Source organism: Shewanella sp. KX20019 (assembly GCF_016757755.1).
Classification (GTDB): Bacteria; Pseudomonadota; Gammaproteobacteria; order Enterobacterales; family Shewanellaceae; genus Shewanella.
On record NZ_CP068437.1, the window covers coordinates 1,522,495 to 1,543,172 of the forward strand.

Genomic DNA, 20,678 nt, shown 5'->3' on the forward strand with positions numbered 1-20,678 from the left:
GGCATAGTGAGTCGTTGCCTAAAATTAAGCTGGCAATATTCTTGTATTGTCAGCTTTTTTTACAAAATCTTTAAGTTGGCTAGCACCTAGTCGTCATTCAGTATGGTAATGCTTTTTTTATTAAGGGTTTTCTCTGTCGCTGATGAACATAGTCATAATGCAAGTTTAAGGAGTTCTCTTGGGAAGATTTTCAGGGTTAACCAAGGATGTAGGTCATAAAAAACGCGGTAAAACAGGTGTATTGTTAGTTAACCTTGGCACACCTGATGAGCCCACTGCTTCAGCTGTAAGACGTTATTTAGCAGAGTTTTTAGCGGACCCTCGAGTTGTAGAGATCCCTCGATTAGTTTGGATGATTATTCTGCATGGGATTATTTTACGAGTAAGACCTGCTAAATCAGCCGCTTTATACCAACAAGTTTGGAGTGAAAATGGCTCACCCTTAATGGATATCACTCAACGCCAAAGCAAAAAATTATCTCAATATTTAGCACAAGCGGGTGAAGATGTCTCGGTGCAGTTTTGCATGCGCTATGGTCAACCTTCAGTCGCGACGACGTTACAAAAAATGCATGAGGATGGCGTCGATAAGCTGGTAGTGCTGCCGCTATATCCGCAATATGCGGCACCAACAACCGCATCTGCTTTTGATGCTATCGCTAAAGAGCTGACAACTTGGCGCTATTTGCCAGCATTGCACTTCATCAATACTTATCATGATAATCCCGATTTCATTGATGCTCTGGCTGCTTCTATCTGCAAAGATTTTGAGCTCAATGGTCAGCCGCAAAAGCTAGTCTTGTCATACCATGGAATGCCAGAGCGCAATCTTCACCTTGGTGATCCCTATTACTGTTTTTGTATGGTCACCACCAAGTTGTTAGTCGATAAGCTCGGCTTGACTGAAGAGCAGTATATTACGACATTCCAGTCGCGTTTTGGCAAGGCTAAATGGCTCACGCCATATACTGACGCCACTATGGGATCTTTACCTGCTAAAGGCGTTACCGATATCGCTGTAGTGTGTCCAGCTTTTAGTGCTGATTGCCTTGAAACATTAGAGGAGATCGCTGGTGAGAATAAACTGATATTTAAGGACGCGGGTGGGGAGCAGTTTAGATATATTGCAGCGCTAAATGATAATGACGACCATATTAAAATGATGGCTAATATCGTTAAACCCTACCTTTAGCGTGCAACAGGTTAACGGCGGCAAGCTCGATTGAGTACTTGCCGATGCTGTTCTTTGTGGCGTGATGGGTTAGGTTCAGGCTGGCTTATAAGCTATCTATTTGGCTGGCCAGATATTGTTGATAGGTATCTTCCCCCCAAGCAACAAGCTTGCCCTGCTTAAACAAAAGAGGAGTACACTCCTCTTTTGTTGTTTCACCATCAGACTCTTTGTGTTGAGTGCGGTAAAACAAAATCTGCAGATCCTGCTCATTAGAGATTTTAGCTTCACTAAAGTCAGCTTTACCAAACATCATTTTAACTTCACCGATACTCTGTCCGATGCTAATCTCTGTCATCTTAGCTCTATTGTAAGCCTGTCTATCTTCCCAATCCATCTCATCTGGGGTTGGCTCATAAGACACCATAATGATTGCAACAAAAGCAATGTAGGCAACAAAAATAGATCCAACGATTACGGGGACTCTGGATTTCATCTGAACTCGGTTTCCTTGAGAAGCAATTCCAATAACTTGATACGATACTATGCAAATTAATTGGGGTAAATGCTAGTGAGGTAACTTTTTGCTTACAGTTGTAAGGTTTTGTTAACTTATTTTTGGCAGCCTAAACTGCTTTAAGTTTGCATTGAGTGGCATATCCAATTGAAGCTGCACCAGTTTATAGCTTAATCTGGCCATTTTTTTTCCATCTTCAAGTTTTTTGGCTTGTTTAGAGCCAACTTGTTCAATTGAACTATAAATATTGGCCAGTGAACGAAATATTTTTAGTAACTCAACGGCAGATTTGGGGCCTATTCCCGGTACACCAGGAATTTTATTACCACTGTCACCAGCAAGCGCCAGATAATCAATGAATTGTTTGTGTTCGACACCGAGCTTTTTTTCCATCGCTTCAATTGTCATGTATGTTTGATTGAAGTGATCCCATTGCTTGATATGGGGGTGGTTTAATTGGCAAAAGCCTTTATCTGTCGACACAATAATCGCTTCGCCGCCAATATTAACGAGCTTGGTTGCTAGGGTCGCAATAACATCATCAGCCTCAGACTCGGCATTAAGCGAGGCAATGTTATGCTCAGCAAGATAAGCTTTTATATCGGCCAGACCATTCGCTAATGCTTCAGGCATAGGCTTGCGGCCCTTTTTGTAATCTTGATATAGCGCTTTGCGCCATGATAGCGCACTGCCATCCCATACAATCGCTACATGAGAAGGCTGGTGATACTTCACTAGCTTTTGACAGGCACCATTCACTCGCTCTTTTAAGCCGTTTATATCTGACTCATTGGGTTGAGCGGCGTGGATCCGCCGCACTAAGTTCATACCATCTAAAATTAAAAATTTATTCATTTCATTATTTTATAACAGGGAATATAAGCACTTCCCGGTAACTTCATTCGTTGTTGTAAGACAAAAGCGTTAAGAAGATCATCCATTAACGCCATGAGTTTTGGATCCCCTTTAAGCTGAAAAGGACCGTTTTCGTCAATTCTCTTAATTGTTTCCATTTTTACATTGCCAGCCACAATACCTGAAAAGGCCTTTCGTAAATTAGCGGCCAGTTCTGCTTTGTTTAATTGATCGTGTAGATCTAGATTACTCATCATCTCATGAGTTGGTTCAAAAGGTAGCTGAAACTCGGGCTCGATTTTCAATGACCATTGATATTGATAGGAGTCGCCATTATCCTTGCGGAAGGTCTTGATCTTTAGCATGGCTTCTTTCTGAATACGAGCCACCTTTGATGGATCGTCAATGACGATTTGATACTTGCTCTGTGCTTCAGGGCCCAGCGTTGCGGCAATAAATTCATCAATACGTAAGAAATACTCCTCACTCTCCTTGGGTCCAGTTAGCACCAAAGGGAAGGGAATATCTCGATTATGTTTATTCAGCAATATGCCCAGTAAATAGAGCAGCTCCTCTGCCGTACCCGCTCCGCCAGGGAAGATGATTATTCCGTGTCCTAGCCTGACAAAGGCTTCTAGTCGTTTCTCTATATCCGGCAGGATAACGAGTTCATTAACTATCTGATTTGGCGGTTCAGCGGCAATAATACTGGGCTCAGTAAGGCCTATATATCGCGCATGGTTTACTCTTTGCTTAGCATGACCAATGGCAGCACCTTTCATTGGCCCTTCCATAGCGCCTGGGCCACAACCAGTACAAATATCTAACTTACGCAGGCCGAGTTCATAGCCCACCTCTCGAGTATATTGATACTCAATGGGGTTGATGCTGTGTCCGCCCCAGCAAACAATAATATTGGGGTCGAGCATCGGCATTGTTCGAGCATTACGTAATATGTCGAAGACAACGTTAGTGATATGACTGGCATTGGTTAAGTTGATGTGCTTTAGGTTGTCATAGCGATCATAGATATAGACGATATCGCGTAGCACTGAAAATAGGTGCTCTTGTATACCTGAGATGATTTCGCCGTCGACAAAGGCTGCTAGAGGCGGGTTGGTAAGCTCGATCTTAATGCCACGCTCTCGCCTTAGGACATTAATATTAAAATCTTTGAATTGATTGAAAAGACTCTCGGCATTGTCACTCTGCAAGCCAGAAGCTAACACAGCAAGGGAACAACTGCGGTAGAGCTGATAAAGCTCACTATTGGCGTTCTGTTTGAGTCTGTCAACTTCGAGTTGTGAAAGCTGATCTAAGCTTCCTCTGGGACTAATTTTCACTATCATAGCAGCTCCTTAGCAGTGATAGTTTAACTGTCCCTCAAAGATAAATGGCGGTGAAAATGATGCTCGCCGAGGACAGCTTATGAGTCGATGATGACCCTATCTCTGCTTTCATGTTTGGCTTTATACAGTGCGGCGTCAGCTCGTTCAAAAGTTTCGCTAATGAGCTCATTTTCAATAATTTGTGCAGCACCTATAGATACTGTAACTGTAATTCTCTGATTTTTAAACTTAAAGGGAATGTTTTTTACTTTTTCTCTGACTCGATTGAGCAAAGGTTTAATATCATTATCACCAATGTCAGGCAGTAAAAATACAAACTCTTCGCCTCCATAACGAGCAACAAACTCAGTCTCTCTTAAAGAGTTTTTTAGCGCCATAGCTATTACTTGTAGTGTTTTATCACCTGTGCTGTGGCCAAAACTATCGTTGATTGATTTGAAGTGATCAATATCTGCAACTGCTACCCAGAGTGGTTGTTGAGTACGTTTGAAATTACGATACTCAATGTCCATACGTTCTTCGAGTGCAGCTCGGTTGGGCAGTTGGGTTAGTGAATCGAGTAGGTTAAGCTTCTGTTGCTCAAATAAGCGTTCTTTATAAGTTTCAGTTTCTTTACCCAATTCGTTAAGCTCGCTACGCAGCGCCTCAACAGATTGTCTTAATTGGATCTGCTCTCTATTCTCTAGCGCCTCTTTACGGCTAAGCGCGGTTCGCAGTGCTAATAACTGTTCTGTTACTTGGGTCTTCAGGTGGTTTATATCGTCAATTTCAGCTACTGATTCGCCAACATTGTCAACTTGGTTATTAATCTCGCCGTTAAGTCTTTTGGCAACTTGGAAGCTTTTTACCGAATGTGTGTAGGAGTCAGTGACGACCTCTCGAACATTGGTTAATGCACCATTGAGTATGTATAAAAACTCTTGTGATGCAGTTTTTTCTTTAGCGATATTATCGAGCAATAGGCTAAGAACTATTTGATAAGCGTTTAATAAAGTATCGAGTTCAAAATCTGAAGTTAATGATAATTTTAACGCAGAGATTTGTTCCCGTTGCTCTTTTCTAAACTCTATTTCCGATAGCATCTGTGCCAGCTCGTGGGCAGATTGGCGATGCCGTGGCAATACTTCAAATTTATCGCCAAGACGGAGCTGCTCGCTAAGGATCTCATCGTAAAAATCTACAATTTTTTCTACTTTAGGAATGTAATCCCAATAAGTATGAAAAGGCTTTGTGAGCTCTTTTTTGAAGTAAGAGATCTCTTTTTTGAGTTTTGTTGGTAGAGATTCGATGCGTTGAATTTCGCTGACAATATTAGATAACGAGCCACGACTCTCTTCGAGTTGCTGCATGACTTGGTTATACTGCTGCTTTAATATATCTTCAACTTCAGTCAGATCGGTGATGGCACTGTCAATTTGGCTAAAACGACTCAATTTGTGTCGAAGTTTAGCGAGCTTATTGTCTAATTCAAGGTTTTGGCCTTTGCACGCCAAGCTTAACTGAGCAATAAATTGCAGAAGGAGCTGCAGCTTTTTGTTTTGGTCTTCACTCATATCATCAAGGGCTTGCCTTGCTGAGTAAAGCTTTTGCTGTAATACGCTTAGCTGAGGCGTGTTGGCGACGGCGTCCTTCATTTATTTAGATGTTCCTTTATGAACCGTACGTACTAAAGATAATATGACTTTAGTGCTACTTTAACAGTAGTTTGCCTAAAGCGAAATGAACATTAGTTCTAGATGAGATCCAGTTTAGTCGTTAACTTAATTCTGCAGTCAAATCGACATTCTGATGACTCTTCCACCTTGGCCAAACAATATCACCCTTAACGCCGTTGGTCTCTATTTTGATGATGCCTCGAATGATGCTTTTCTCTATATTGAGATATAGCGGTGGTTCAAAGATTCCTGATGATGCAAAATTAAGCGGTTTTAATGTGACATAATAATCTTGCTGGTGGCCTAAGGTCATCGCCGCCGAAAGCATCATCTGTAATGTGCCGAAGTGTTGCTCTGCTGAAAGCTTAAGTGCGGTGTCTGCGAGCAGGGGAAGACTCAGTAGCCCCATATGCAGGCGAGTATTACCAAAGTTGTCTATTAATGAACCTCTTATGTTGTTCAGCAGTGTATCGGGGGAGATTTTGATGTCAAAACTTAATAGGAAAAGCCCTGGACGTATGATGTAGGTTTGGCAGCTTAAACACTCAGATAGCGAGCGCAGCTGTTGCTTGTTCATTTTTGAATTACATTCATACCCTTGAGCCAGATCAGAGTTAAGCTGATCTGTTAAAGAGACTAAGGCTAATGTCTTAAATGTATTTGGGGTATTAATGAAGTCTCGAACAAAGGCTGAATGGTTTGCAGTTTGAGTCAAAGAGTCTAGGCCACTACTTTGTTCTAAATTAATACACTTTTCGCGTAATTTATTCTTAATTCGCCACAGGTAAAGTGCAAGAGTCGCGGTTAAAGCGAACGCCAACAAACAGATAATCAACATTAAGCGATTAATTGATAGAAGCGCCTCTTTTTGCTCTAAATCAATATATTTTTGGTTTAGATCAAGTTTTGCTTTTTGCAGTTGAAACTGTGTCTTGGTTTGCTCTTCATCATCAACCTTGCTTCCATCTTTAGCGCTTAAATTAAGCACTTTTAGAATGTCTTGATAAGCTTGATCAAACTTCCCTAAATGTTTTGACGCGGTTGAACTGAACGTAAGTGCTTCAATAAGCTCATTGTTAAGCTTCATCTTCTCTGCAATTTTGGCTGCTGAGTTGGCGTATTTTAATGCGGCTCCCCAATCAGAAATACTACTATTTACCTCGGCAAGCAGAAGGTGATTGTAAACGAGATAGTGGTTACTATTACGGGCAATGAAAATGTCACTTGCACCTAGTAGGTGTAAAATTGATATTTGGTTATCGCCAATGTGAAAATAGGCTTCACCGAGATTATGTAAGGTTAGCGCCTGTGCTATATAGTTTCCGAGTTTTACATCGATTTGCTGCGCATTTAAGTGGTAATCAATTGCTTTGTACCATTGACCTTGCTCGGCATAGATCATCGCAATGACCGTCATACAGTTGGAAACATAATACTCATTACCGAGACGCTGGAACTGGTCTGACGCGCTGTTGGCATAGCGTAACGCATCATCCCAAGATTTTAAATCTCGGTAAACTCGTGCGAGTTGCAGCTTAATATGCGCATCTTGAGAGGGGGTTTTATTACTTTCTGAATGTTTTATTGCTTCCGAATAGTGCGATAGGGATTTTCCATATTGCTCTCTTTTATAGTAATACTTTCCCAATATCGATTCAGCATGAGCAATCATGTACGGCGATGTGGTTTCAATGGCTATAGCTTTTGCTTGTTGCAGGTGTTCCAGTACTGGCTCGTTTTCACGTAGCATCATATGTAGCATGCCGAGGTCGATGTGCAGCGTAAAACGCAATGTTTGCTCTTTGGGACCATCGGATTGTGAAAGCGTGTTGAGCGCTTTTTGGTATAACGCGATAGCCGATTTAAAATCTTGCTTACCCTTGCCATTATATCGACCGTTAAGCATCTGAGCATAGCTACGGCCAAATTGGCTGTCATCCAACAAGGCTAATTGATCTATCAATTGCTTAGCAATGGTATAGCGGTCGGCATTTTTTGATGACAAGTCTAATGACAATCTGGCTAATAGTTGAAGTTCAAATATAGCCTCTTCAAAGGAGATGCCTTTTCTCATCGCATAGTTATCTAGCTCTGCTTTACTACGAAAATTTGGAGGCGTGGGGAAGTGTTTTTGGATAGATTGGCGTAAATTATTGGGGAACTCTCTAAATTCAAGTTCTGTTTCGATAGCATCTCTGCCAGTGGCAGCTGCGAAGTGGCTTACAAAAAAGGACAACGTAATTACAACTAGAGTCAACAGACTGCGCATGGGAAGGCAATTCCTTGCTCTAAGCTTATGCTCAAGAGCTATTTATTTTTGTTATTTTAATTGGTGTAATCAAGCCAAATGTTATACTTTTCGACTCAATGAAAACAATAATAACAGAAGGAAGCCAGAGTGAAACCAGTAGTTCCCCTAATCTTAACTTTTAGTGCGTTAATTTCTCCAGTTGTGGTCGCAGACGTTGATTACTCAATCGATTTATTAAATCCGCAGCATCATTTAGCTAAAGTTGAAGTGAGCTTTCCAGAAACAAAATCAGCAACTTTAGTCGTTAATCTTCCTGTTTGGCGGACTGGCAAGTATGAGGTGCTCCCTCTTGCTGATTCGGTGAGGCTTTTCACTGCTAAAAATGCCGTGGGCGATATCCTTCCATGGGCTAGAACGGCCAGTGGCGAGTGGACTGTCGCACTTGATAAACCAACAAAGGTTACCGTTTCTTACCAGCTATATGCCAATAAGCTTGGGCAGCGAGTGAATCATATTGATGCTAGCCATGCTTTTCTCGATGCCAGTGGTACTTTTGTTTACAGTCCAGAATTTAGAAGCGAGCCGATTAATGTCAATCTTGCCGTCCCTAATGATTGGAATAGCTACTCTGGAATGGACCGTGGCTCAGAACCCCATAGTTTCAACGCCGCTAACTACGACATCTTAGTTGACTCACCGATTGAAACGGGGATCAGTGAACATCGAGAATTTGAGGCTGATGGCAAGCAGTATGAGCTTGTTATTTGGGGAGAGGGGAATTACGACATCGACAAGATGGTTGATGATTTAACTAAGCTAAGCGGCCAGGCTGAGGTTCTCTGGGATGGTTATCCTTTTGAACGTTATGTCTATATGGTGCATGCAACCAGTGGTGCCCGTGGTGCAACTGAGCATTTAAACTCAACGATTATTCAACGCCCACGTTTTAGTTATCGTGATCGTAAAGACTATCTTGGTTTTATAAAGACAGCTTCACACGAGTTTATTCATACTTGGAATGTCAAAGCTTATCGTCCGGAAGGGTTAGTGCCTTATGACTATCAAGAAGAGGGAATTACTCAACTGCTGTGGATAGCAGAAGGCTCTACGAGTTACTTTCAAAGCCAATTGTTGCTTCGTGCTGGCGTGATGACCACCAAGGAGTTCTTTGAAGATTTAGCCAAGCGTATTGCACAAAGCGAGAAAACACCGGGCCGTGAGGTTCAGTCCGTTGCAAGTGCGAGTGCCAACCAATGGGCGAGCACTGGCGGTGATTATGCGGTAAATCATAGTACTAATATCTACTCTGAGGGTTACCTAACTTCGTTTACGCTGGATTTCTCCTTGCTTAAAGAAACACAATTGAAGCGCTCATACCGCGATGTGCACCGTGAGCTTTATCAATCGCACCGCATTCCTGCAGGCTATAACATTGCCGATGTGAAAACTATTTTAGAAAAGGTCTCGGGGACGAGTTATGAAAAATGGTGGCAAGAGCATGTTAATTCTCCGGTCAGTTTAGATTTCAAGACTATGTTAGCGCAAGCTGGCTTAGCAGTGGGTTTTGGTGACGAGGCTAAGTCTGAACCTTTTGTTGGGGTTACACTTGAGTCTAAAAGCTTAGTGCTGTCACGCGTGCAGCGTAATGGACCAGCATGGAATGCTGGTATTGTGCTTGGCGATGAAATTGTGGCTATCAACGGTTTAAAAGTGACTGCTGCTGGGTTTAATTCGCGTATTAAAGACTTTAAAGCGGGCGGGAAGATAAACATCACTCTGTTTAGTAATGATAGGCTAAAACAGGTTGAATTGACTCTTGGTGAGCAAAAAAGTGGTAAGTTGGCGATAAGTAGCGTTGATAACCCCAACCGTTCTCAGAAGGCCTTCTTAAAAGCGTGGTTAGGCATTGACTGGCCATTCGATAAAGAGGGCAAATTAGAGTCCGCCGAGTAATTGGACTGAGTTTAAAATCAAAAAGGCGCCTTAGGCGCCTTTTTGTTATCGAAAAAATCATTAACGATTAGGTTAAATACTGTCTTCTAGGCCACCAAGTGCGTCGACCACTGAGTTAACTAGGGCAATTAACTCGCTACCCATTAAAGCAAAATCGGCATCTAAACGCGCCATAGGATCTTCGTCACCGACATCGTCATTACCCGCTCTAAACTCTTCAGAGAATTTAAGACGCTTAATAGCAGCATCAGATTGAAGCAGAAAAGCGATTGATTGGCCAAAATGCAGTGCTAGCTTGTGGACTTGCTTACCGACTTCGATATGCGCTAATACTTCATTTTCAGTTAAGTCTTGTTGCTTAAAGCGAACAATTCCACCTTCATCTGAATCGCTCTTTAGCTCTGCTTCATCTTGCATCTCAAAAGCAGCAGGTGTTTTGCCCTCTTTTAACCATTCCGTTAGCTGGGTTTCAATTGGCGTTTTAAAACTAATTGGAATGATAGGTAAAGTGCCAATTGCCTTACGCAGCAACGCCATAAGTTCTTCTGACTTTGCGGCACTTGAACTGTCGACTAAAATCATCTGGATCTCAGGCAGTATAAGTGCGCGAATTTGACTGCGGCGAGAAAAGGCTCTTGGTAAAAGAGTAATGATGATCTCATCTTTTAATGCATCTTTCTCTTTCTTGGCCATTTTGCGACCATCTTCAGCCTCCAGCAAGGCCACTTTATCTTCTAATGCTTCTTTAATCACTTGAGCAGGTAAGATTTTTTCCTCTTTAGTCGCACAGATAAGGTGTCTGTCTGCAGCTGTATGGACCAAAGAGTCGCCATGTTTACCAAGGGCTTTAGAAAAACCAAACTTACTAATATCTTGGCTTGAGCAAGGAGAGAAGGTGAAGTCTTCCAGTGATTTTTCCATTGATTCTGTATCAACAGAGAAAGGCTTGTTAAAGCGGTATACAGTTAGATTTTTAAACCACATAGATAATTGCTCAGTCAAAATTAAAGCCGCAGTGTAAGCCATTGTCAGGTTCGGGTAAACCGCCGAGTCATGTTCTTATGCGGCTGCATTGTCACATTTAACCAAACTGTCATATTTCATATTTCATTGCCGAAAGCCTGATTCCTTGGGGCTTTGCTTATCCAGGAAATCATGGGTTCAACATTTTCAGTCTGCTTTAGCGTTAACTGAAATAAAAATGCAACAAACTTTCTTCATTATGGCGCCGTCCAAACCAATAACCAAGACGAATAAACGTCGAAAGGATTTAATGATGAACGTTTTTTGTAAAACTCTACTAGCTTCTGCTCTTGCTACTGCAACTCTAGCTTCTGCCCACGCAGCAGACCCACTAACAGTTTACGGTAAGCTAAATGTTACTGCGCAGTCTAATGATGTAAATGATGAAGCAACAACAACGATTCAATCTAATGCTTCTCGTTTTGGTGTTAAAGGTGCTTTCGAACTGAGCAGTGACCTTGAAGCTTTCTATACTGTCGAATATGAAGTTGATACTGGTGATGCAGACAAAGAAAACTTTAAAGCGCGTAATCAGTTTGTCGGTCTTAGAGGTAACTTTGGTGCATTTTCAGTTGGTCGTAATGACACCATGCTTAAAGCTTCTCAAGGTAAAGTTGACCAGTTTAATGACCTTTCAGGTGATTTGAAAAACTTGTTCAAAGGTGAAAATCGTATAGAGCAAACAGCGACTTATATCACGCCGTCATTTAGTGGCTTTAAAGTGGGAGTGACTTACGCTGCTGAAGGCGCTAGTTCGCAGTATGCGCAAGATGGCTTTAGTATTGCTGCCATGTACGGCGATGCAAAACTTAAAAAATCTCCTATTTATGCCTCTGTCGCCTATGATGCTGATGTAAAAGGTTATGAGGTTGTACGTGCAACTGTACAGGGTAAAATCGCAGGTCTTAAGCTAGGTGGTATGTACCAGCAGCAGGAAGAGACTTACGAGAAAGATGGTACTGCAACAGTTGGTGGCGAAAGCAAAACGGGTTACCTATTTAGTGCTGCATACACAATTGATGCAGTGGTATTAAAAGCGCAGTACCAAGATATGGAAGACAAAGGAGATTCTTGGTCAGTAGGCGGTGATTACAAGCTGGGCAAGCCTACTAAATTATTTGCTTTTTACACAAACCGTTCATTTGAAGAAGTTGAAAATGATGACAAATACTTCGGTGTTGGTCTAGAACATAAGTTCTAAATCATAACTAAGTATCTAAAAAGGAGGCGCTTGCCTCCTTTTTGCGTAATAGAGCGAGGGTAATTAGCTCTGCTTTATGACAGCAATTTAGTTTATTATAGAAAAATGCCACGTCATTTAATATTAATGTAATAAAACTGACCAATAATAGCCTCATAGAAATTCACTGAAGAAGATCGATTATGACTGCAAGGATATTGATAGTTGAAGACGAGTTGGCAATTCGAGAGATGCTAACTTTCGTGTTAGAGCAACATGGCTTTACGACGACTGCCGCAGAGGACTACGACTCCGCGTTAGATATGTTATCTGAACCCTATCCCGACCTTGTGTTGCTTGATTGGATGTTCCCAGGTGGCAGCGGTATTCAACTCGCTAAGCGATTACGCCAAGATGAGTTTACCCGCCATATTCCAATTATCATGTTGACTGCACGTGGCGAAGAGGAGGATAAAGTGAGAGGCCTTGAAGTGGGTGCCGATGACTTTGTTACTAAACCTTTTTCACCCAAAGAGTTAGTTGCTCGCATTAAAGCCGTAATGCGCCGTGCTGCACCAACCTGTCTTGAAGATCCTATTGATGTGCAGGGGTTGCAGTTAGACCCTGTTAGTCATCGTGTCACAGTTGGTGAGCAAGTGTTAGACATGGGCCCGACTGAGTTTCGCTTACTGCATTTCTTTATGACGCACCCAGAGCGCGTATACAGTCGTGAGCAGCTACTTGATAACGTTTGGGGTACCAACGTCTATGTTGAAGATAGAACGGTTGATGTGCATATCAGGCGTTTACGCAAAGCGGTAACAGAATCTGGACACGATCGTCTTATTCAAACTGTTCGTGGCGCAGGCTATCGTTTCTCAACGAGACTTTAGTTAAACATCTCATAGGCACAAGATAGCTTTTACGATATCTTGTGCTCAGTTCTTCCATATGGTCGGTCTATGTTTGATTCATATTCTGGGTATCGTCTAATTTCTCGATTGGTGATCTATCTGCTGCTTTGTTTAGCGGTGGGATTATTGATTGGTGAAGTCTTTTGGATACTTTTACTCGGTAGTGTCTGTTTATTGCTGTGGCATTACCGTCAGCTCTCACGACTTAACTATTGGCTGTGGCATGATCGCCGCCTAACGCCGCCGAACGGCAGCGGAAGTTGGGAAGGGGTATTTAACGGTATCTATCGCTTACAGGGGAAAAACCGTAAGCGGGTATCGCAACTCGCGTTCCTACTTGGCCGTTTCAGGCAGGGCGCTGAAGCGTTACCTGATGCTGCTGTAGTGCTCGATTCTGAACACAATATTCTCTGGTGTAACAAACTTGCGCAGCTGTTATTGGGCTTTGTTTGGCCACAAGATAATGGCCAGCGAATCGACAACCTTATTCGCCATCCTGACTTTTCTAACTACTTAAAAAATGCCGAATACCAAGAGCCTTTAGAGCTGGCTGCTCCATTGTCTGAAGGGCGTTTGTTAGAGATTCGAATCATGGGTTATGGCTCTGGTCAGTTACTGTTGATAGCACGCGATATTACTCGTGTTCGTCAGTTAGAAGGGATGCGCAAAGAGTTTGTCGCTAATGTCTCGCATGAGCTTAAGACCCCGTTAACAGTGCTGCAAGGCTATTTAGAGATGATGCAATCAATGGAGGAGCCAGATTCCCCCAATGTGAGAGCACTGGATCAGATGCAGCAGCAAACTTCGAGGATGCGCTCTATGGTTGAGCAGCTACTGGCATTATCTAGAATAGAAGATGCAGGCGATGTAAACCTTGAAGTTAAAGTTAATATGTCGTCAATGATGGACATACTTCGTGATGAGGCGCTCGCGCTGGCGCAAGAGCAATACGAAATAATGCTGTATTGCGAGCCCGGCCTTGATATGTATGGTAATGAAATCCAGCTTCGAAGTGCTTGTACAAACCTTATCTCTAATGCAATTCGCTATACCGAGCCCGGTGGAAAGATTGATATTAGCTGGCGAAAGATAGCTACTGGCGGCCAATTTAGTGTGCGTGATAGTGGCGAAGGTATTGCACCGCAGCATATTGGCCGTTTAACAGAGCGTTTCTATCGGGTTGATAGTGCGCGCTCAAGGCAAAGTGGTGGTACTGGCCTGGGGCTGGCGATCACCAAACATGCGCTAAACCATCATCAAAGTGAGTTAATGGTATCGAGCCAGCTAGGTAAGGGCAGTACCTTTAGTTTTGTTATTCCGCCGAACCTTATTGAGTATACGGTCCCGGAACCTCTCTCACCCGTTGAGTGACGCACTTGAGAGTGACATTAGATGACATAAAAACAGGCGCTTAGCCTGTTTTTTCATATTACTGACATTAATTTATCAAATTGAGAGGTTTTGTCATCGAAGTGTCACCTTGTAGTAATAGACTTGTCATCATAGAAGTTAATACTGACAGCGTTTTAAGAAACCAAGATATTTAAACACTGGAGCAAAGAATGAAATTGAAACAACTTGTCGGCGCAGTAAGTTTAACTGCCGCGACTGTATTTTCTGCAGCATCAATGGCTGCAATCGACCAGTCTTTACCAACGTATGAAAAAACAAGTGGTGTGTCTGGTAACTTATCGTCTGTTGGTTCAGATACACTGGCTAACATGATGACGCTATGGGCTGAAGACTTTAAACAGCTATACCCTAACGTGAATATTCAAATACAAGCGGCTGGTTCATCTACTGCGCCACCAGCATTGACTGAAGGTACTTCACAGTTCGGCCCAATGAGCCGTAAGATGAAGCCAAATGAAGTGGAAGCATTCGAAAAACATTACGGCTACCAGCCAACAGCTATTCGCGTTGCAATCGATGCGTTAGCAGTGTTTGTGCATAAAGATAATCCAATCAAAGGCATGAGCATGGAGCAGATTGACGGTATCTTCTCTTCGACGAATAAGTGTGGCGGTGATGATGTTAAACGTTGGGGTGATGTTGGCCTAACGGGTAGCTGGTCAGGACGTGACGTGCAGCTGTATGGCCGTAACTCAGTATCGGGTACTTACGGTTACTTTAAAAAGAAAGCACTGTGTAAAGGTGATTTTAAAGCTAACGTAAATGAGCAGCCAGGTTCTGCATCTGTGGTTCAGTCTGTATCTCAATCGCTGAACGCCATTGGATACTCAGGAATTGGTTATAAGACAGCGGGTGTAAAAGCGGTTGCCATCTCTAAGAAAGGCACCAATTACATCGCAGCTTCAGCTGAAAATGCGGCAAGCGGTAAGTACCCACTTTCACGTTACCTCTATGTTTATGTGAACAAGCATCCAAACAAGGCACTTTCGCCAATGGATCGTGAATTCATCCGCTATGTACTGTCAAAGCAAGGACAGCAAATCGTAGAGAAAGACGGTTATGTTGCACTTCCACGTAGCGTTATTGCAAAAGATTTAGAGAAAGCCGGTATCCGTCTTTAAGCTTAAATCGAGCAAGATAAACTAAAAAAGGCCTCAACAGAGGCCTTTTTTGATCGTTATAAATAACGGCTGTGATGACTAATTCTTTTTTGTTAGTCCAGCTAACCAAGTTTGAAACTCGGCATCCATCGTTGTTCCCCATTGAGTCACTAATGCCTGATATCTTGGGTAGTCACCTTTACGGGTAAAGGTTAGCATCTCATCGATTTTGTCTTTATGTTTTTCAAGCATAAAGCGCACAGCTAAATAACCCCAACGATACACTCTATCGCCGCCACCATTGTTCTCATAACTAGTGTTAAACAGTTCGCTCAAAAGCATATTTTTGTCGCCAATGACCTTAATCGCCTTTGGATTGTCATCGCCAAGTGAGATGTACTCCGCTACACCTTCGCTCCACCAAACGGTGTGAGGATATAAAGGCGCTGGTTTTGCACAATATTCAGGGGCGCTATGTGAGTCATGTAGTGATGCACAAAAATCACCATAAAGGTTAAAACGGCCATCTAGATAATGCACATACTCATGGGCAAGGTTCCAAATTTGGCCCTTTTTCTCATAGGCAACAAATTCAGCTTGATTATCCGCCTCCCAAGGAAGCCCCTCTAGGTACATGCCACCATTATCGCTTGGTACATCAAAGTGTGCGGTTACATTAGCTGTATAGTCTTCCCGGGAATGGTAAACGTTTGCCCGCATACTGTGGTTATTATCGTTGGACACAGGTTGGTTTAATGTGCCGAACAACAGGTGAAACTTAGCTTCCTGCTTCTGTAATAATTTGCATGCTGACTCAATTTGCGGCGTAGTAAGCGCTTGAGAGCGGATAATTATTGTGTCGCTACAAGCATGATTTTGGCTCAGTACGGTGCCAAGATCTCGGGTTGACTCTGCAGCGGCAAGTAGCGGTGTCATCAATAAAGGACTGAGCAGTAAAGCGATGGTTCGGTGTTTATTTCTCATGAAGGGTTTCTCTCGTTTTTATATTTGCATACAATATCCTTAAGTGTTCCATTTAAAGTTATTCAAGTCAATTTCATCTACCTCGATGATTTATGGCTAAAATACCCCCCAGAGATTCAGTGACTAAAAAGGATATGCCGTGTTAAAGCAGTGGGATAATAGCCGTGACTACCATTCATACGCCAATACAGAGCAGGTGTGTGTTAAACATTTATCATTGATGTTAGATGTGGATTTTGTATCTAAACAATTGACTGGGCTGGTGGAACTTAACCTTAGCTATTTAGATAGTGATACTCGAGAGTTGATGCTCGACCTGCGTGACATCACCGTCTTTAGCGTGTCTACTGGTACAGATCAACAGTTAGAATACGCCATCGACAAAGAGGATGAGATCTTAGGTCAACGACTCTGCGTTAAATTAGACTCGTCTGTCAAGAGTGTCAAAATTCATTACGCTACATCACCAGAAGCACAAGGATTGCAGTGGCTAACACCGGCTCAAACGAGCGGTAAACAACTGCCATTCCTTTTCAGTCAATCTCAGCCCATTAATGCCCGCAGCTGGATCCCTCTACAAGATACCCCCAAGGCTAGAATTACCTTTGATGCGGTGATCAATGCCCCTAAAGGCATGCGCGCAGTAATGAGTGCCATGAATGATGCCACAGCTGCGCTTGACGGTCATTTTAGCTTCACCATGGAAAAAGCGATGCCGACTCATCTGCTTGCCATCGCCGTCGGAGATCTGGCATTTGGCCGATTAGGAGCGCGTACAGGCGTCTATGCTGAGCCTGAGGTTGTTGACTCTGCGGTTGCAGAGTTTGAAGACACCGAAAGCATGGTTGAAGTGGCCGAATCCCTGCTGGGCCCTTATCCATGGGGTCGTTATGACATGATTGTTTTACCACCAAGTTTCCCATTTGGTGGTATGGAAAATCCTCGATTGGCCTTTATGACACCGACGTTAATCGCGGGTGATAAAAGTCTAGTGTCTACCGTTGCACATGAGTTAGCACACTCCTGGACCGGGAATCTTGTCAGTAACGCCACTTGGCGTGACTTATGGCTAAACGAGGGGTTCACTACTTATTTTACTAACCGTATTGTTGAAAAGGTGTTTGGCAAGGAGTTAGCTGAGCTTGAAGTGGTACTTGAATACGGTCGACTGAAAGAAGCCATAGAGTCGACTGCGCTGCAGGCACAAACTTTGCCTGCTAATATGCAAGATCAAGATCCCAACGAAGCGTTCAACCGCTTCACTTATGACAAAGCATCTATGTTTGTGCACGACCTAGAAAAAAGGCTTGGGCGTGAGTCTTTTGATAGATTCCTCTATGCGTATGTGCAAGCGTTTGCTTTCGAAGCAATAACCACCGAAACCTTCGTTGAGTACGCAAAAAAGACCTTATTAGTTGATCATGCCGACTCCATTTCTGAAGCTGAATTATTGGGCTGGATCTACGGTGAAGGCATGCCTGAATGTTTTACTGAACCGACTTCAAATAGCCTCGACAAAGTGAATGCTGCGCTAACAGCATTCGCATCTGGTTGTGGTGCTAATGAGCTAAATATCGATGGTTGGTTAGTACACCATTGGCAGTACTTTCTGACCAATCTTCCATTGGTAATTGAGCATGAGCAGCTGAGCGATCTCGATAATGTCTTTGCATTGACAGTATCGACAAATGCTGAAATCGCATGTGATTGGTACAAGGTAGCCATTCGCAATGGCTATGGTGCGGTATTACCAGCGGTGAGTGACTACTTGGTTAAAATTGGCCGAGGTAAGTTTGTTAAACCTCTCTATGCTGAATTACTGAAAGCGGGATTTACTGCTGAGATTAAAAACATCTACGCGCTGGCTCGAGATGGTTACCATCCGTCGATCGTGGTGATGTTAGACAATCAGCTTAAGGATGTATTAAAGTCCCACTGAATCCTGCATCTTTAAGTAGGATAGCTATAAACAGGAAAAAAAATGGCAACCCAAATAGGTTGCCATAAAAATTACGTTTCTTAAGAGTTAAACAGGCTAGTGCGCTAGCGTAGCGGTTAACTCCAATGACAAACCTCAACAGGAGTGCCCAAGGGAATGATGATGAACAATGAAACTATAGACTCTAAGTGATGAGCGAAGAGAATAGGTGTTAAGCCAATGGTGAAATTCACTTAACCAGAATCAGTTCATATAGTCAGAGTGCTTAAATTCAAGTTAGTTCCCAAAAAAGTTAATTTCTTCTAAATTTATTTTTTATGTCATCTATTTTATTGTGCCGCTGAGCAATTATTGTTTATAAGCCAGTATTTATTCGCCATTTATAGCATGGAGTCTTCTGTGGCTATGGAGTCGTTAAGCGCTTAGAGGCTGAGCATATCGATAATCTGTCGCCAAAAAAAATGGCAACCCAAATAGGTTGCCATAAAAATTACGCTTCTTAAGAGTTAAACAGGCTAGTGCGCTAGCGTAGCGGTTAACTCCAATGACAAACCTCAACAGGAGTGTCCAAGGGAATGATGATGAACAATGAAACTATAGACTCTAAGTGATGAGCGAAGAGAATAGGTGTTAAGCCAACGATGAAATTCACTTAACCAGAATCGGTTCATATAGTCAGAGTGCTTAAATTCAAGTTAGTTCCCAAAAAAGTTAATTTCATTCAAATTTATTTTTTATGTCATCTATTTTATTGTGCCGCTGAGCAATTATTGTAAATAAGCCAGTATTTATTCGCCATTTATAGCATGGAGTCTTCTGTGGTTATGGAATCGTTAAGCGCTTAGAAGCTGAGCATATCGATAATTTGTCGCCAAAAAAAAATGGCAACCCAAATAGGTTGCCATAAAAATTACGCTTCTTAAGAGTTAAACAGGCTAGTGCGCTAGCGTAGCGGTTAACTCCAATGACAAACCTCAACAGGAGTGTCCAAGGGAATGATGATGAACAATGAAACTATAGACTCTAAGTGATGAGCGAAGAGAATAGGTGTTAAGCCAACGATGAAATTCACTTAACCAGAATCGGTTCATATAGTCAGAGTGCTTAAATTCAAGTTAGTTCCCAAAAAAGTTAATTTCATTCAAATTTATTTTTTATGTCATCTATTTTATTGTGCCGCTGAGCAATTATTGTAAATAAGCCAGTATTTATTCGCCATTTATAGCATGGAGTCTTCTGTGGTTATGGAATCGTTAAGCGCTTAGAAGCTGAGCATATCGATAATTTGTCGCCAAAAAAAAATGGCAACCCAAATAGGTTGCCATAAAAATTACGCTTCTTAAGAGTTAAACAGGCTAGTGCGCTAGCGTAGCGGTTAACTCCAATGACAAACCTCAACAGGAGTGTCCAAGGGAATGATGATGAACAATGAAACTATAGACTCTAAGTGATGAGCGAAGAGAATAGGTGTTAAGCCAACGGTAAAATTCACTTAACCAGAATCGGTTCATATAGTCAGAGTGCGCTATTTCAATTTAGTTCCCAATAAAGATCATTTTATTTGCTGCTTTTGCAATTCCCATTGAATTTGATTGTTTGTGATAATTTAAGATAAAAAAAGGGCAACCCAATGGGTTGCCTGACTGACCTACTTAGAGATCAAGGGGACTGCGCTAGAAGTCCCAGGGAGAATGATGAACATGAAAAACAAATTCAATGCTCGTAAAGTTAGAGGGTAGCGTTTCATTAAAGTTCAAAAATTAGCCAAATAAATTTTTATTTTTTCAATAGAGCAATTACCCCACTGTTTTTAATCGCTTTTATTTAAAGTAGCTCTAAGATGTTTTTTTCAATAGCCATTGGTTTCGTCGTCGAAGCAAAGCGGTGCTCAACTTTACCCTGTTTGTTAATGAGGAACTTTGTGAAATTCCACTTTATCCGCTCGGAACCCAATAGGCCTTTTGCTGCAGTTTTTAGGTGACGATATAAAGGTATTGTATTTTCCCCATTGACCTCTATTTTTTCAAATAAAGGGAAACTGACCCCAAAATTGCGTTCGCAGAACAAACTAATCTCTTCGCTGCTCCCTTTCTCTTGAGCACCAAACTGGTTGCAGGGGAATCCGAGGATCGTTAAACCTTGTGATTGATACTTCTTGTATAGCTGTTCGAGTTCCTGGTACTGCGGAGTGAAGCCACATTCGCTCGCGGTATTCACGATTAAAACCACTCTTCCCTTGTAGTCTTCGAGCGAGATCTCTTGCCCCTGAATATTAATTACCGAAAAGTCGTAAATTGAAGGTGTCATAGAGTGCTCCTTTTATCGATACTTTACTTACTACATTAATTGCTAGCAATACAGTTGTGCGCAAGTT

Annotated in this window: 15 protein-coding genes; 7 read left to right on the forward strand and 8 right to left on the reverse strand. The window is 42.3% G+C overall.

Features of this window, described 5'->3' with window-relative positions:
• Window positions 1–178: 178 nt before the first annotated feature.
• Window positions 179–1,192, forward strand: a complete 1,014-nt coding sequence (gene hemH, locus JK628_RS06690) for a ferrochelatase (protein WP_202288689.1) — start codon at window positions 179–181, stop codon at window positions 1,190–1,192.
• An 85-nt stretch (window positions 1,193–1,277) separates the two neighbouring features.
• On the opposite strand, the gene JK628_RS06695 is transcribed toward hemH, so the two are convergent.
• The 5 genes from JK628_RS06695 to JK628_RS06715 all read right to left on the reverse strand — a co-directional run bounded on the left by JK628_RS06695 (window position 1,278) and on the right by JK628_RS06715 (window position 7,816).
• Window positions 1,278–1,667, reverse strand: coding sequence for a DUF3192 domain-containing protein (locus tag JK628_RS06695; protein ID WP_202288690.1), 390 nt, complete (start codon window positions 1,665–1,667; stop codon window positions 1,278–1,280).
• 111 nt (window positions 1,668–1,778) lie between these two features.
• Entirely contained in the window at window positions 1,779–2,543 is a 765-nt protein-coding gene (xni, locus tag JK628_RS06700; protein WP_202288691.1) for a flap endonuclease Xni, read from the reverse strand.
• Window positions 2,540–3,892 carry a nucleotide 5'-monophosphate nucleosidase PpnN gene (ppnN, locus tag JK628_RS06705; RefSeq protein WP_202288692.1) on the reverse strand — a complete coding sequence of 451 codons (1,353 nt, stop codon included), beginning with the start codon at window positions 3,890–3,892 and terminating at the stop codon, window positions 2,540–2,542. Before ppnN ends, xni begins: the two co-directional genes overlap by 4 nt.
• A gap of 77 nt (window positions 3,893–3,969) precedes the next feature.
• Complete coding sequence (locus tag JK628_RS06710; RefSeq protein ID WP_202288694.1) at window positions 3,970–5,526, reverse strand: GGDEF domain-containing protein; 1,557 nt, start codon at window positions 5,524–5,526, stop codon at window positions 3,970–3,972.
• Between the two features lie 121 nt (window positions 5,527–5,647).
• Window positions 5,648–7,816, reverse strand: a complete 2,169-nt coding sequence (locus tag JK628_RS06715; RefSeq protein ID WP_202288696.1) for a tetratricopeptide repeat protein — start codon at window positions 7,814–7,816, stop codon at window positions 5,648–5,650.
• Between the two features lie 129 nt (window positions 7,817–7,945).
• On the opposite strand from JK628_RS06715, the gene JK628_RS06720 reads away from it, so the two are divergent.
• Window positions 7,946–9,751, forward strand: coding sequence for a M61 family metallopeptidase (locus JK628_RS06720; RefSeq protein WP_202288698.1), 1,806 nt, complete (start codon window positions 7,946–7,948; stop codon window positions 9,749–9,751).
• A gap of 72 nt (window positions 9,752–9,823) precedes the next feature.
• On the opposite strand, the gene rdgC is transcribed toward JK628_RS06720, so the two are convergent.
• Entirely contained in the window at window positions 9,824–10,735 is a 912-nt protein-coding gene (gene rdgC, locus JK628_RS06725) for a recombination-associated protein RdgC (protein ID WP_202288700.1), read from the reverse strand.
• A 289-nt stretch (window positions 10,736–11,024) separates the two neighbouring features.
• Between rdgC and JK628_RS06730 the strand changes: the two genes are divergently transcribed.
• From JK628_RS06730 to JK628_RS06745, 4 genes are all read left to right on the forward strand, one after another.
• Window positions 11,025–11,975, forward strand: coding sequence for a porin (locus JK628_RS06730; protein ID WP_202288702.1), 951 nt, complete (start codon window positions 11,025–11,027; stop codon window positions 11,973–11,975).
• A 182-nt stretch (window positions 11,976–12,157) separates the two neighbouring features.
• Window positions 12,158–12,847, forward strand: coding sequence for a phosphate regulon transcriptional regulator PhoB (gene phoB, locus JK628_RS06735; RefSeq protein WP_202288704.1), 690 nt, complete (start codon window positions 12,158–12,160; stop codon window positions 12,845–12,847).
• A 69-nt stretch (window positions 12,848–12,916) separates the two neighbouring features.
• Window positions 12,917–14,239, forward strand: a complete 1,323-nt coding sequence (gene phoR / locus JK628_RS06740; protein ID WP_202288706.1) for a phosphate regulon sensor histidine kinase PhoR — start codon at window positions 12,917–12,919, stop codon at window positions 14,237–14,239.
• A gap of 191 nt (window positions 14,240–14,430) precedes the next feature.
• Window positions 14,431–15,402, forward strand: coding sequence for a PstS family phosphate ABC transporter substrate-binding protein (locus tag JK628_RS06745; RefSeq protein WP_202288708.1), 972 nt, complete (start codon window positions 14,431–14,433; stop codon window positions 15,400–15,402).
• Between the two features lie 78 nt (window positions 15,403–15,480).
• On the opposite strand, the gene JK628_RS06750 is transcribed toward JK628_RS06745, so the two are convergent.
• Window positions 15,481–16,317: a collagenase gene (locus JK628_RS06750; RefSeq protein ID WP_237524218.1), complete on the reverse strand. Its 837-nt coding sequence runs from the start codon at window positions 16,315–16,317 to the stop codon at window positions 15,481–15,483.
• Between the two features lie 187 nt (window positions 16,318–16,504).
• Between JK628_RS06750 and JK628_RS06755 the strand changes: the two genes are divergently transcribed.
• A complete protein-coding gene (locus tag JK628_RS06755; protein WP_237524160.1) occupies window positions 16,505–18,304 on the forward strand; it encodes a M1 family metallopeptidase in 1,800 nt (599 codons plus the stop codon).
• Between the two features lie 1,824 nt (window positions 18,305–20,128).
• On the opposite strand, the gene JK628_RS06760 is transcribed toward JK628_RS06755, so the two are convergent.
• Window positions 20,129–20,611: a glutathione peroxidase gene (locus JK628_RS06760; RefSeq protein ID WP_202288710.1), complete on the reverse strand. Its 483-nt coding sequence runs from the start codon at window positions 20,609–20,611 to the stop codon at window positions 20,129–20,131.
• Window positions 20,612–20,678 lie beyond the last annotated feature (67 nt).